The 13,811-nt window shown below is 60.3% G+C and carries 11 protein-coding genes; 7 read left to right on the top strand and 4 right to left on the bottom strand.

Annotated elements, in window-relative coordinates; genetic code table 11:
• Positions 1–161 precede the first annotated feature (161 nt).
• The gene (locus TBK1r_RS33230; protein WP_145219899.1) at positions 162–944 is read left to right on the top strand and encodes a metal-dependent hydrolase; all 783 of its coding nucleotides are present in this window, start codon (positions 162–164) and stop codon (positions 942–944) included.
• A 99-nt stretch (positions 945–1,043) separates the two neighbouring features.
• Here TBK1r_RS33230 and dtd read toward each other — a convergent pair whose 3' ends face one another.
• Positions 1,044–1,475: a D-aminoacyl-tRNA deacylase gene (gene dtd, locus TBK1r_RS33235; RefSeq protein WP_473772528.1), complete on the bottom strand. Its 432-nt coding sequence runs from the start codon at positions 1,473–1,475 to the stop codon at positions 1,044–1,046.
• Positions 1,476–1,573: 98 nt separating this feature from the next.
• Here dtd and TBK1r_RS33240 point away from each other — a divergent pair, with 98 nt between their 5' ends.
• The gene (locus tag TBK1r_RS33240; RefSeq protein ID WP_145219903.1) at positions 1,574–2,479 is read left to right on the top strand and encodes a DUF1559 family PulG-like putative transporter; all 906 of its coding nucleotides are present in this window, start codon (positions 1,574–1,576) and stop codon (positions 2,477–2,479) included.
• An 8-nt stretch (positions 2,480–2,487) separates the two neighbouring features.
• Here TBK1r_RS33240 and TBK1r_RS33245 read toward each other — a convergent pair whose 3' ends face one another.
• The 3 genes from TBK1r_RS33245 to TBK1r_RS33255 all read right to left on the bottom strand — a co-directional run bounded on the left by TBK1r_RS33245 (position 2,488) and on the right by TBK1r_RS33255 (position 7,838).
• On the bottom strand, positions 2,488–3,927 hold the full coding sequence (locus TBK1r_RS33245) for a DUF1501 domain-containing protein (RefSeq protein ID WP_145219905.1): 1,440 nt from the start codon (positions 3,925–3,927) through the stop codon (positions 2,488–2,490).
• A gap of 77 nt (positions 3,928–4,004) precedes the next feature.
• Positions 4,005–5,879 (bottom strand): DUF1800 domain-containing protein, encoded by a 1,875-nt coding sequence (locus TBK1r_RS33250; RefSeq protein WP_145219907.1) that lies wholly within the window; start codon positions 5,877–5,879, stop codon positions 4,005–4,007.
• Between the two features lie 738 nt (positions 5,880–6,617).
• Complete coding sequence (locus TBK1r_RS33255; RefSeq protein ID WP_145219909.1) at positions 6,618–7,838, bottom strand: argininosuccinate synthase; 1,221 nt, start codon at positions 7,836–7,838, stop codon at positions 6,618–6,620.
• A gap of 253 nt (positions 7,839–8,091) precedes the next feature.
• On the opposite strand from TBK1r_RS33255, the gene larB reads away from it, so the two are divergent.
• The 5 genes from larB to TBK1r_RS33280 all read left to right on the top strand — a co-directional run bounded on the left by larB (position 8,092) and on the right by TBK1r_RS33280 (position 13,718).
• Positions 8,092–8,994 carry a nickel pincer cofactor biosynthesis protein LarB gene (gene larB, locus TBK1r_RS33260; protein WP_419580638.1) on the top strand — a complete coding sequence of 301 codons (903 nt, stop codon included), beginning with the start codon at positions 8,092–8,094 and terminating at the stop codon, positions 8,992–8,994.
• A gap of 145 nt (positions 8,995–9,139) precedes the next feature.
• Positions 9,140–10,015 (top strand): NAD(P)H-hydrate dehydratase, encoded by an 876-nt coding sequence (locus tag TBK1r_RS33265; RefSeq protein WP_145219913.1) that lies wholly within the window; start codon positions 9,140–9,142, stop codon positions 10,013–10,015.
• A 138-nt stretch (positions 10,016–10,153) separates the two neighbouring features.
• Positions 10,154–11,161 (top strand): ABC transporter substrate-binding protein, encoded by a 1,008-nt coding sequence (locus TBK1r_RS33270; RefSeq protein ID WP_419580639.1) that lies wholly within the window; start codon positions 10,154–10,156, stop codon positions 11,159–11,161.
• A complete protein-coding gene (locus TBK1r_RS33275; RefSeq protein ID WP_419580640.1) occupies positions 11,161–12,654 on the top strand; it encodes a sugar ABC transporter ATP-binding protein in 1,494 nt (497 codons plus the stop codon). The genes TBK1r_RS33270 and TBK1r_RS33275 overlap by 1 nt, the downstream gene beginning before the upstream one ends.
• Positions 12,651–13,718: an ABC transporter permease gene (locus TBK1r_RS33280; RefSeq protein ID WP_419580641.1), complete on the top strand. Its 1,068-nt coding sequence runs from the start codon at positions 12,651–12,653 to the stop codon at positions 13,716–13,718. Before TBK1r_RS33275 ends, TBK1r_RS33280 begins: the two co-directional genes overlap by 4 nt.
• Positions 13,719–13,811: the final 93 nt, after the last annotated feature.

Genomic DNA, 13,811 nt, shown 5'->3' on the forward strand with positions numbered 1-13,811 from the left:
GACCGAGGGCAGGGCGTCGCCGCGGTGACTTATACGCGATCGACGCGCCGCAAGCGAAGACCAATCGCAATCCAGTCTTGGCAGCGGACCATCGAAAGCGGTATGTACCGAGTTTCCAATTTGCTCGACCGCCCTCCCCTGCCCCTCACCCATTTGCTAGCGTGGCAGATTTCAAAACCCACATCAGCGCCAGCACGCTTGTCGGGATCGCCTACGGTTACTGGGGCGTGACCTCGCAGTCGATGACGCTGGAAAACGGGATCTTGGCCGGCGGTCTCTGTTCGGTCAGCGGCATGCTGCCGGACCTGGATAGCGACGGCGGCATTCCGCTGCGTGAGATCAGTATGTTCACCGCGGCAGTCGCCCCGATGATGATGCTCAATCGCTTTCGCGACTACGACCTGTCCCACGAGTCGATGGCTTTGGCGGCGATGTTGATCTATGTCGTGATCCGCTTCGGCGCCTTTGAGTTCTTCAAACGTTTCACCGTCCACCGTGGCATGTGGCACAGTCTGCCTGCCGCGGGGGTTTCGGGATTGATCGCCTACCTGGCGATGCCGACCACCAGCGACGCCGAGCGGGCCTACAAAGCGGTGGCGGTCGTCGTCGGTTTTTTGGTCCACTTGATCTTGGACGAAATCTGGGCCGTCGAAGTCGGCGTGGCACGGCTGCGCACGAAGAAGTCGTTTGGAACCGCGCTCAAGTTTCTAGGCAACGACGCGATCGCCAACGTGTTTGTGTACGCGCTCTTGTTTGGGCTTTGCTACACCGCATGGAGTGACAACACGATCGCGGCGCGGCTGCGTGAACGCGCCAAGTACGACCTCACACAACCCGGCTGGCGATACACACCGACGTCTCCGCCATCCGACTGGACGGCGCCCCAGTGGCAACTGCCCGAATTAGGCCTTAGCGCCTCGCGTCCTTCCGCGGAGCGGAAGTAGAGGGGGAGACAAGGAGAGAAGGGGAGTCGAAAGTTTCAAGTTCCAAGTTCCAAGTTCCAAGAAAACCTGAAACCTGAAACTCGAAACTCACCCCCCCCATCACCGTTCCAACAACATCGTGACCGGACCGTCGTTGACCAGCGAGACTTTCATGTCCGCTGCGAAGACCCCGGTTTCGACACCAATCCCCTGCCCTTTCAGTTTCTCGACATACAGCTCGTACAAGCGTTTGGCGATCGCCGGATCGGCGGCGTCGGTAAACGCCGGACGACGGCCCTTGCGACAATCGCCGTAAAGCGTGAATTGGCTGACGGCCAAGACGCTGCCTCCGATATCGATCACCGACCGATTCATTTTCCCGGCGTCGTCTTCAAAGACGCGCAACACGGCCGTCTTCTCTGCCATCCAGCTGACGACCGATTCATCATCGGCGTGGCCGATTCCGACCAAGGCCAAAAACCCCGCTTCGATTTGGCCGACCACCTCTCCTTCGACCGAAACACTCGCTTGACTGACCCGCTGCAACACCACTTTCAACTTATTGTCCTCTAGAATGAATCGCTCGCGCTCTCGGGCGCGCTGTCAATCATCATCACGTACTCTACGTCTCGCAAGTCGTTTGACCATTCATGTCATACCTGTTTACCTGCCCGCACTGCCACGCGCAAACTCAGGTCGAGGATCGATACAGCGGAAAGTCGGGCGAATGCTTTTCGTGCGGCGCACCGATCCAGCTGCCCGACTTCGCCGCTTCGACGACTCCCGCTGACCGCCCCGCAAACAAACGCCCCCTTGGCGTGCTGATTTCCGCGGGCGTTGTCCTGACGATGCTGGTTTGCATCGCGTTTGCCGCCATCCGCTTTGGCGGCGACAGCGTTTCACGACTTGCCGAGATCCGCGTCCAAAACTCGTCGATCAAGAATCTGGAAAGCATCGCCGCGGCACTCAACGCGTATGCGGCCGACTATGGAACCTATCCACCGGCAACGCTTCGCGACAGCGCCGGAATCCCGATGCATTCGTGGCGGGTGCTGATCCTGCCTTACCTCGGGGAACAGGAGACCTACGACCAGTTTGATCTGAGCAAACCTTGGGACCATGAGCTGAACCTGCAAGCGAGCTACTCGATGCCTTCGGTGTACGTGCACCCCAACGACACCAACCGAGCCGGAACGCAGTCGGGATACTACTTGATCACGGGCCCGGGAACACTCTTCCCTCCCTCAGGTCCCTTGTCTCCCGACAAGATTCAAGACAATGCGTCGCAGACCATCCTGGTGATCGCCGGCGCCCCGCCGGTCAACCGCGCGATCGGAGGCTGGGCCGAACCGGTGGACCTTGACTACACGGCGATGAAAGGCGTGATCAACGGAACGGTCGGAATCGAACCGGGCGGCAGAATGGCCAGCGGCGTGACGATGGCGACGGTCGATGGCCGCGGGCATTTTCTGCGCAATGATTTGTCGCCGCGAACGTTTGCCGCGCTGGTCACCCCCAACGGCAACGAACCGCTCCCCGACGACACCCTCGATTGATACGGTTGCTATGCCAAGAACCCGAGCGGATAGGTTGCCTGTCCTTTGTTGACAAAGTTGCGGATGTTCGGCAGGATGCTTTCCATTTGATTGTCATTTTCCAGACCGTACCACATTGCCAATTCGCACCACATCTCATCGACCGACGTCGTCGGCAACAAACGGCCGCGGCCGAGATCCAGCGGGTTGCCGGGCGCCAACGAATCCGGATACGTGCCGCACAATTGATTGCCTTTGACCGGTCCGCCCATGATGATCTGGTTGCCGCCCCAGGCGTGATCGCTGCCGCGCCCGTTGCTGTTGAGCGTCCGAGCGAAGTCGCTGGCGGTGAAGGTGACGACATCGTTCTGAACGCCCAACTCCGTCATCGCGTCATAAAAATCTTTCAACGCTTCGCTGACACGGGTCAAGTTGGTTTGCTGGTTATTGATCAGTTCGTCGTGGTTGTCCCAGCCGCCGATGTTGACGAAGAAGATTTGCCGCGAATGCCCGATCGTATCGCGCGCGCCGATCGTCTTGGCGACCATCTGCAACTGGCTGGACAGACTGTTGTTGGCGGTACGAAAGGTCGTGTTCAAGTTGACCGCATTGGCCGCCTGGTTAAACGCGATTGCCGAGTCGAGCGCGTTGCGATTGGCATTGGCAAACGTTTGCTCCACCAGGTTCCCGTAGGATCGCGACAGAACGTCATCGGTCAACTGCGTGTAGATCTTGGCCTGCGTCCACGTTTGGCCATACCATCCCACTTCGCTGGCGCCCGAGTTGGTCACGATGTACGGAATCACCGATCCGCCGGTCTGCATCATGTTGACCGAATTGAGTGCGATGTTCATCGAGATGTTGTCGTTCGAATTGACTTGACTGGTGATCAGGTCAGCCATTCGTCCGGCCCAACCGGTCACCTGCGAACGGGTTTGCGGGACCGAGGTCATCCAGTGGCGTTGCAGGTCGGCATGGGAAAACAACCCCAGTGGCAGATTGGATCGCGTCTGATACTGCGCCATCGTCGTCGGCTCGACCAAACTGCCGATATTGCACAGGAACGTCAGATCACCGGCTTGGTAAATCTGTTGCACATCGCCCATGCCCGGGTGGATGCCAAACGTTCGTCCGGTCGAGTTATCGGTGATCGGATGCAATTCATTTTCGGGCAACCCCAACGCGCCGTTCCCCGGCTGATAAACGCCTCCACGTGCAGCCAGATAATCAGCCCGCTCGGCGGCATCCATTGGCGTCAGCATGTTGAACGAATCGTTGCCGCCGTACATGAACACACAGACGAGCGCCTTGTAGCCACTCAGATCATTCGCGGCGACGGCGGCGTTGGTTGCCGACAAACTGAACAACGTCGACAGCAACGACGTGTTGGTCAGCGCCGCGCAACCGCCGGCCAGTTTCAGAACATCTCGACGAAGCGGTTCGCGGTGGATGCGATGCGTGGGTCTCATGACAATCAGTCCGGTACGGGAACAAGGAAAGCAGAATCAGTGGCGTCGGATTCAGTGACGAGCGACTGAGTCACGGGCTACTGAGTGACGGCGGCGAACGGAGACAACACGGTCGCCATCAGTGCCGCGTTGACCCGAAACTCCTCCATCCGTGGACGCCAGGTCGGGTTGTTCTTCATCCACGCGGTCTCCGCCGTCGTGACCTCAACCACCCTGTCCTTGTAGTCTTGGGGCATCGATCCATAACAGAACACCAAGTCGAACCGATCCATCAGTTCGTGCATGTCGTCGTCCTCGGTACACAGCAACTCTTCGTCTTCCAGATGGAAGATCATGTCGCTGCTGTGAGAGATCCCGCTGGTGCTGTTGGACCAGCGCTGCTGAGACATTTGATTGGAGATGTCCCAGATGTATCGCCCGGCCAACCGATTCGAGGTCACCGGCGTGTTGATTTGAAACTCGGGAGCGGCCAAGAATCCGTTCGGGATTCGACGTGACGGCGTGTAACCGAGCAAGCTGCCGGGCGGCTGGTAATCAGGCAGATAAAAATTGAACACCGTCGGCGACAGGTACGGCTCTTGAGTCCAGTTGTAATTCTGCGACATCAACATCGCGCGGCCGCTGTGATGATTGCTGGTCGCGTGGACGCCCCGGAGCAACCGCGTGTATCGAATCACCGGTTCGGAAAGTGTCGAGTAATCGGTTCCCCGGGCGATGACCTGCACGCGGTAGGGCCGACTACGGCCCAACAACCGCTGACCGCTCCACGCTTCTGGATCCAGCAGCACCGCCTTGACGACCGCGGCCAAGTCACCCTTGACGCCCTGCCCGTTGTTGTTGAACTTTCGCGCGACTCGTCGAATGTAACCTCGCGAAGGATTGCTTTTGACCAACCGCTGGATCAATCGTCGCGAAAGGAACGGAGCCACATTGTCATGGGCGAGCAGATTGTCCAGCGCCGCGGCGATATCGGCATCCCCGTCGACACTCGTTTCACTACCGATCACCTCCCCGCCGAGCAACGTTTTCAAACCGGGCTCATGCTCGAAATCGAACATCTCCATCGGCTCTTCGAATTCGTTCCCCCACCAAAACCGCCCCGTCCCCGTCGCATTGGGATGTGGCTTGAACGCCAACCCCGTAAAGACCTTGGCGAACTCCTTGATGGTTTCGTTGTCGTAGGTCGGGATCAAATTGCCCGATTCGTCCGTCTTCAGTCGGCCGTCGAGGTGCAGTTCGTACAGCCCGATCGTGAACAACTGCATGATCTCCCGGGCGTAGTTCTCATCCGGAAATCGATTGGCGGCCTCGTCCGTCTTTCGGTTTCGCATGTGACTCAGGTAAACACCCATGACCGGGTGATAGGTCACGTCCTCCAACAGATCGCGATAGTTGCCAAAGGCATGCTTGACCATTAGATCGTAGTAATGTGTCGGACCAAGCCACCGCCCTTCCCCGCTGTGATGCCCGGCGCCGACATCGTTGAACCCTGCGCCGTCCTGGCTGGTCACCAGAATTTGAATCAGCGCCCACGCCACACGTTGACGAAGTTGATCTTCGCCGGCCAACGCACAATGCCACCAGGCGTGATACCGGTAGCGTTGGATGTAGGCGTCATTCTGTTGGGAATTCAGCCCATCGCGGGCGATCATGTCGACCGCCAAAGGACGGTGATAAGCCGCCGGCAAGGCCATTTGCTGATCGATCCACTCTTCACACGCACGCCGCGTCCCGATCTGTGCCATCCGCTCGGCCAACGCTTCGATCTGCTCAAGGTTGGGACCAAAGGTCGCGCGAGAGAGAAACTGGGCGGCGCGAATCTTCCGCTTCGCCACCGCAACGTCACGACGCGAATCAACCTCAAAGGTGCCCGCATCGACTGCGGGTAAATTCAAGCCGACTGCAAGCACAAAAACCAGCAACCGGATCCAAGCCCCTGTCCGCAACGGCATCGCTCTCACCTTGAAAAGAATTCGGCTCAGCGATCCAGCCAACCCTCATCGGGCGAGCCAGCTCTCGCGAACCCATTGGAATAGACCCCTTCGCGTTCTTGAACGCTTGGGAGGCGCGAACGGCGACAACCCATGGCGGATTTTCCCAACAATCACAACATTCGCGATAGGCAAGCTAAGTCACACAACCGCGCCGGTCAATCAGCAGGCACGGATTGGGGGGGGGCAAAGAAAGGGCCGACCAGACCCCCTGCCTTTAGCGATAAGAAGACGCTCGTCTGAGCGCCGTTGGTCTCGAGATCCCCTGCCCCCTCTATGACAGGCCATTGGCACCGACACAAGCGGCAAACCGCCCAAGGGGAATGCATATCCATAGCTCGGGGCAAGCGAACCGAGCATTTGCGAGGGTTGCGCTGGACCGCTAAAACGTTGGTGTTGACACTCTGTTCGGTTTACGCGACTTCGCTTCCTTTTGATTTCCATCACCGCTCGGCCTCGCTTCAGCCGAGACAGGATGGGTCGTGAGGAACCTGGGCGGACGGAAGATTGAAAATTGAAAAATGCAAATTTGCAATTGGAAGTTTTCATTTTGCAATTTTCAATCTCTTGCTCCGTGTCCTGCAATGGGGAAACGGGCGCCAGGCATTTCAAGAATGAAACCAGCGCAAAGGAAGAAGATCGTCAACCCCGAACTTTTTGCAGCCCAGGGTTGCGCTGCCCCAGGAACCTCTTGGCCGCCTAGTACTTCCGCGGCGTCACGGTGCCTTGGACTCGGCTGGGCAAGCCCTGAATCCGCAAGAAGCCTTCGGCGTCATCCTGGTTGTACGACCCGCCGCCTTCCATCGTCGCGATTTCGGCGTCGTACAAGCTGTTCGGACTGCTTCGTGAGTCGACCGAGATGTTGCCCTTGTACAGCTTCAGCGTGACTTCACCAGTTACGATTGCTTGGGCTTGCTTGATGAACGACATCAGGGCGTCCATCTTGGGCGTGTACCAGAACCCGTAATACACCATCTCGGCGACTTCCGGAGCGAGCCGATCACGGAGGTGCATCAGGTCGCGGTCCATCGTCAATTGCTCGACATACATCAACGCGTCGTACAGGATCGTCATGCCGGGCGACTCGTAGACGCCGCGGCTTTTCATCCCGACGAAACGGTTCTCGATCATGTCGATTCGACCGATGCCGTTTCGACCGCCGATGTCATTGAGCCGTTCGACCATTTCCAACGCGTTGACGGTCTGGCCGTTGAGCGTGGTGGGGACGCCCGATTCGAATCCGATCGTCACCGATTCGCTTTCGTCGGGAGCTTCCTGGGGGCTGACTCCCATCCCGAATTCGACCAGTTCGACGCCGTTGACGTCCAATTCCTCCAGCTCGCCCGCCTCGTAACTGATGTGCAAGACGTTTTCGTCGCTGCTGTACGGTTTGGCGGTCGACGCTTTGACCGGAATGTTCTTCTCGGCACAGTAGGCGATCAATTCGGTTCGGCCGGGGAACGCGTCACGGAATGCCTTGATTCGCCACGGTGCGATGATCTCTACCGTGGGATCGAGTGCTTCGGCGGCCAGCTGGAAACGACACTGATCGTTGCCCTTGCCGGTCGCACCGTGGGCGTACGCGACCGCCCCCACTTCGCGAGCCACTTGCAGACAAACCTTGCTGATCAACGGCCGCGCGATCGAGGTTCCCAGCAGATAGATCTGTTCGTACTTGGCCTGCCAGGCGAGCACGGGGAAGGCAAAGTCGCGGCACAATTCTTCGCGGACGTCGATCAATTTCGCTGACGCCGCACCGCAATCCCGCGCCTTTTGCATGATCGCGTCGCGGTCCTCACAGGGTTGCCCCAAATCGACATACACCGCATGGACTTCGTATCCTTGGTCCTGCAACCATCCCAGGATGACGGAGGTATCCAGACCGCCGGAGTACGCCAATACGCATTTTTTGGTCGACATGAACAAATGCCTTTGTTGATGCTGTCTAGTGAAAGGTTGGGGGGTCACCGAAAGCGCCGGAGCTGGCCCGCCGGAATTGGGGGGGACACATTCTAGGCTCGCGACGTCGCCTTCGCCCGGGCGACCCTGATTGGATAACATGGAACTGCAGCACATTGGACCAGCGCATCGTCGAGTTGCGAACCCCGCTTTGACCAAGACTCCCCTGCCCTGCCCCGACCCGTCCCACTCCCCGACTTTTCACGGCCGTTCCTTGCCTCTCCATCCGCCGCACCATCCGCCGCATCAACCCGATCCCAACGACTTGGCCCGCCTGCTGACCGATGTCGCGACCGGCCGAATCAGCGCGTCGGACGCCTTGGCCACCCTGACCACTGGCCCCTTCTCGACGCCAAACGCTGGCGGCTCAAACGCTGGCGGCTCAAACGCTGGCGGCGGCACGGCGACTGATCGCGTCACCCTGGACCTGGATCGCCAGCGCCGATGCGGGTTCCCCGAAGTGATCTATGGCGACGGCAAACCGGCCGACATGATCGCGGGCATCATCCAGGCCCAACAAGACGCCGGGCAACCGTCCTTCGCCACACGCGTCGCCGCCGCAGTCGCCGAACAAGTCCAAGCCCAAATCCCCGGTGTGCGTTTCAACCCGATCGCCAGGACGCTGACCGCCGGGATCTCCGATCCGCCACTGCCGACTCCACTGCCACGTTCAAACGATGCAGCCGCCGTTCCCGACGCGGCCGAAATCGCGCACGCCGCCGTGGTCACCGCCGGCAGCACCGATGCTCCGGTGGCCGAAGAAGCGATCGAGACCCTGCACTGGATGGGAATCCCGTTTCGACAATTCGACGACATCGGCGTGGCCGGCCCGGCCCGGCTGCTGGCCGCGGTGCCGCACTTGCGTGAGGCCTCCGCCGTGGTCGTGATCGCCGGCATGGAAGGTGCCCTGCCGGCGGCCGTCGGCGGTCACTTGAGTGTCCCGGTGTTTGCCGTCCCGACCAGCGTCGGCTACGGCGCGACCCTCGGCGGGCTGACCGCGATGCTGGGGATGCTCAGTTCCTGTGCGTCCAACGTCGCCGTCGTCAACATCGACGCCGGGTTCAAAGCGGCCTACTTGGCGGGACTGGTCGTCCGACAACTTCAACGTTCCGCTTAGCGAAACGCGGCAGGCGTTTCAGTCCGTCCCCAATTCTTCGCGGCGTGTGCGTGGCCTTGTATGCGTGGCCTGTATGATGGTCTGAAATCCGATCGGTCCACCGACCCGACCACTCTTAACCCTCCCTTGGCCGCCGTCTTCCCCCATGTCCCACCCCGCGCCTCCCCTGCCCTTCCCCGCCCGTGCATCCGATGCGCACAAAGGCGACTTCGGACGCGTGTTGCTGATCGGCGGTTCGCGTGGCATGGCGGGATCGATCGCCTTGTCATCCATGGCGGCACTGAAAACCGGTTCGGGACTGGTTTCGACGGCCATCCCGGATCGCTGCCTGGAAACCGTCGCAGGCTTTCATCCCGGCATCATGACGATCCCGCTGGCCGAGACCGGTGACGGTCAATTCAGTTTGTCGGCAACTCTGCCATCGATCGATTCATTTGATGCCGTCGGCGTTGGTCCGGGCATGCGCACCGGTCCGGGTTCGCTGCGGATCGTCGAATCGCTGTTGGAAAAAAACGATTGCCTGCGTGTGATGGACGCCGACGCGATCAACCTGTTGTCCGAGCACCGACTGCTGGAGTCCCCTGCCCTGCCCCGCGATCAATCCAAGCTCGTCCTGACGCCCCATCCCGGCGAACTGGCGCGGCTGACGGGAGTCTCCGCCGGCGATCGCGACGGCCAACTTGCCGCGGCGGAATCGCTGGTGGAGAAACACGGCATGACGATCGTTGTCAAAGGCGGACCGACCGTCGTGGTCGGTCGCGCAGCGGACGGCCGCGGCGCCGTGCGGTTTGTCAACAACACGGGGAACCCCGGCATGGCCAGTGCCGGCAGCGGTGACGTCTTGACCGGGATCGTCACGTCACTGCTGGGCCAACGACTTTCGCCCTGGGACGCCGCACGATTGGGCGTGTTTGTTCACGGTCTGGCCGGTGACATCGCCGCGGCGAACCACTCCCAGCCCGCCATGACCTGCGTGGAACTGCTGCAATCGCTCCCCGAGGCGATCGGATTGCTGAACTGAGCAACACCCCAGCGGGATGCGTCAGCGAGCGCCGCGTGGCGGCTGAGCAGACGCGCCACTGGCTCACGCCGCGTGCTGAATCGGCTATCATTGCGGTTCCCCTGCCCTCCTCTCTTCCCGATCGCTACGAAGTCTCCCATGAAACGTTTTCCTGTGTCTTTCGCCTCGCTGCTGGTCATCGCCTTGATCGTGGCCGGTTGTAAATCTTCGTCCGACAATTCCTCCGCGTCCAACGCGGACAACGCATCCGACGGCAAGCAACTCCGGATCGCGGTGATCCCCAAGGGCACCAGCCACGAGTTCTGGCGATCGGTGCACTTCGGCGCCGAGAAGGCGGCCCAAGAAATCGGCAACGTCGAAATTGTTTGGCGTGGCCCGGTCGAGGAAAGCGACACCGGCAGCCAAATCGAAGTCGTCAAGGACATGATCACAATGGGCGTCGACGGCATCGCCTTGGCACCGAACCAAAAAGGCGGCCTGGTCGACGCGGTCGAAGAATCGATCGGTGAAGGCATTCCGGTCGTGATCTTCGACAGCGGATTGGACGAGGGCCCCGAGATCGTCAGCTACGTCGCGACCGACAACTTCAAGGGCGGTCAGATGGCCGGCGACGCGATGGCCAAGGCCATCGGCGAAAAAGGCAACGTCATTTTGCTGCGTTACCTCGCCGGCAGCGAAAGCACCGAGCAACGCGAAAACGGCTACCTGGACGCACTCAAGAAGTATCCCGACATCACGGTCGTTTCCTCCGACCAATACGCCGGTGGCAACGCCACCAGCGCCAAAGAAAAGGTCGACCAACTGCTGCAACTGCATGGTGAAACACTGTCGGGGATCTTTGCCGTCTGCGAACCCAACGCGAACGGGACGCTGGAAGCGATCAAGAACGCAGGCATGGCGGGCAAAATCAAATTCATCGCCTTTGACCCCAGCGACGCCCTGATCCAAGCGATGAAAGACGGCCATTGCCACGGCATCGTGCTGCAAGATCCCGTGCAGATGGGATATCAATCCGTCATCACGCTCGTCGATTCGCTCAACGGCAAATCCGCCGAAGCGTTTCAAAGCACCGGTGAATACCTGGCGACGCCGGAGAACATGGACGAAGAGAAGTATCAAAAACTGCTCCAACCCGAAACGCTGTAGTGAACCCGTTGCTCGAAGTCACCGGAATCAGCAAACGGTTCGGCCCCACGATCGCACTGGAAAATGTTTCGCTGTCGGCCCACGCGGGTCGCGTGTTGGCATTGATCGGCGAGAACGGCGCGGGCAAGAGCACGCTGCTGAAAACACTCAGCGGCGCGCATCGTGCCGATGCCGGAACGATGTCTCTCGAAGGCCGGCCCTACCGTCCATCCAGCCCCATCGACGCGCGCGACAGCGGTGTCGCAATCGTGTACCAGGAACTGACCCTGGCACCCGACTTGAGCGTCGAAGACAACGTGATGCTGGGACGCACCGGCACCGGCGCGGGAACACTGTTTCGATCCAACCAACGCGCTGCGGTCACCGAAGCACTGCATCGCGTCGGCCTCCATCACGTCTCCCCCAAAGCCCGCACCGGCGACCAATCCGTCGCCACGCAACAGTTGATCGAAGTCGCACGCGCCCTGATCAGCGACGCCAAGATCATTCTGTTTGACGAACCGACCAGTTCGCTGCCGGCGGCCGACGTGGACCGGTTGTTTCAAATCATCGACAACCTTCGCAGCCGCGGGTTGGCGATCATTTACATCAGCCACTTCTTGGAAGAAGTTCGCCGCGTCGCGGACGATTACGCGGTCCTACGCGATGGCAATTCTGTCGGCAGCGGCCAACTGGCGTCGATCACCGACGACCAAATCATCTCGCTGATGGTGGGCCGCGACGTCGACGACCTGTTCCCCTCGGTGCCCCACGAAATCGGCGAGGTGCGTCTGGAGGTCGAAGACCTGGGTGCGGCGCCGATGCCCAAAGACGTTTCGCTGGCACTGCGTCGGGGAGAAATCTTTGGCGTCGCCGGACTGGTCGGCGCCGGACGCACCGAATTGCTGCGCTGCCTGTTCGCCTTGGAACCGACCTATGCCGGCCATGTGCGACTGGACGGACGACGACTGCCACACAACGTTCGCGGGCGCCGCAAAGCCGGGTTCGGACTGCTCAGCGAAGACCGCAAGAACGAAGGCTTGGCGCAAAACCTGTCGATCGTCGAAAACCTGGCGATGGGCAACCACGATCGTTACACCACCGCCGGTTGGATCAACTTGAAGGCACGCCTGCGCGACGCCAGAGAGTGGATCAAGAAAGTCGAAATCAAAGCCCAAGATCCCGGCCAGTCGGTATCCGAACTGTCCGGCGGCAATCAACAGAAAGTCGCGATCGCGAGGCTGCTCGCCCAAGACGCGGAGATCTATCTGCTGGATGAACCGACCAAGGGAATCGACGTCGGCACCAAAGCGGAAATCTATCGCATGATGGGCGAGTTGGCGGCCGACGGGAAAACGGTCATTTTTGTCAGCTCGTATCTGCCGGAATTATTGGCGGTCTGCGATCGAGTCGGCGTGATGACGCGTGGTCGGCTTGCCGAAACGCGTGATGCAGATCAATGGGACGAAGAGGAATTGATGGTGGCGGCACTGGCTGCCGTGGAAGAACGATGACCGAAAACCAAACACGACGAAATAAATTGCATTGGCTGACTTCGTTTCGGCATGGGCCGACGTTGGCTTTACTGGCGATCATCGCACTGTTCGCGCTGCTGGACTGGCAATTCGGCAGCGGCCGGTTCTTTTCGCCGCGCAACGCCCGCGTGATCGTCAATTCCGCCGCCCTGATCGCCGTCCCCGCGCTCGGCATGACAATGATCATCATCGCCGGCGGCATCGACCTGTCCGCCGGTACCGCGTTGACACTCAGCGGGACCGCGCTGGCGATCGCGTTTCGCGACTACACGATTCCGGCCGACCAGGCCGGCGCGGCGACATGGATCGCCGCCGCACTCGCCCTCGGACTGGGCGTCGGCATCCTGTGCGGTTTGATCAACGGACTGATCATCAGCTTGACCGAGATGGTGCCGTTCATCGTCACGCTCGGCACGATGACGATCTTTCTAGGACTGGGGCAAGTCATCGCGGACGAATCGACCGTGTACCCCGAGTCGGGACACCTGCCGGACTGGTTGCGCTATCTGTGTTACACCGGCAGCAATTCGGATCACTACTGGTTGGGTTTCCTGCACATCCCCTCGAGCGCGTTGATCGCAATCGTGCTGGGATTGCTGGTCGCCGCGGTGATGCACTTCACCGTGTTCGGCCGCAACGTGGTCGCGATCGGATCAAACGCCTCGACGGCGCGACTGTGTGGAATTCGGGTCGGCTGGACGACCGCCTTGGTGTACGCCTTGGCCGGTGTCTTTGTCGCCGTCGGTGCCCTGCTCTATTTTGCCAACGTCAAAAACGGGAACCCGTCCGACGGCACGGGCAAGGAATTGGAAATCATCGCCGCAGTGGTGCTGGGCGGAGGCAGCCTGAGCGGCGGACGCGGATCGGTACTGGGAACGATCATCGGCGCGCTGATCATCAAAACGATCAGCAGCGGGTGCACCATGTTGTCGATCCCCAACACCTACACCCACATCATCATCGGCGTGATCATCATCATCGCGGTGCTGATCGACGGGCTACGCAATGGAGCCCCCAAGTGGCTGTTCGACCGACTGCGATGACGGTTTGATTCGGTCGTCGCCGGACCGCGGTGCCCGGACGCTGGCGCGGGCCGGCTGATTACAAACGATCATCAGCCGTTTGGCGCGAGCCCA

It is taken from the genome of Stieleria magnilauensis (assembly GCA_007753675.1).
GTDB classification, from domain to species: domain Bacteria; phylum Planctomycetota; class Planctomycetia; order Pirellulales; family Pirellulaceae; genus Stieleria; species Stieleria magnilauensis.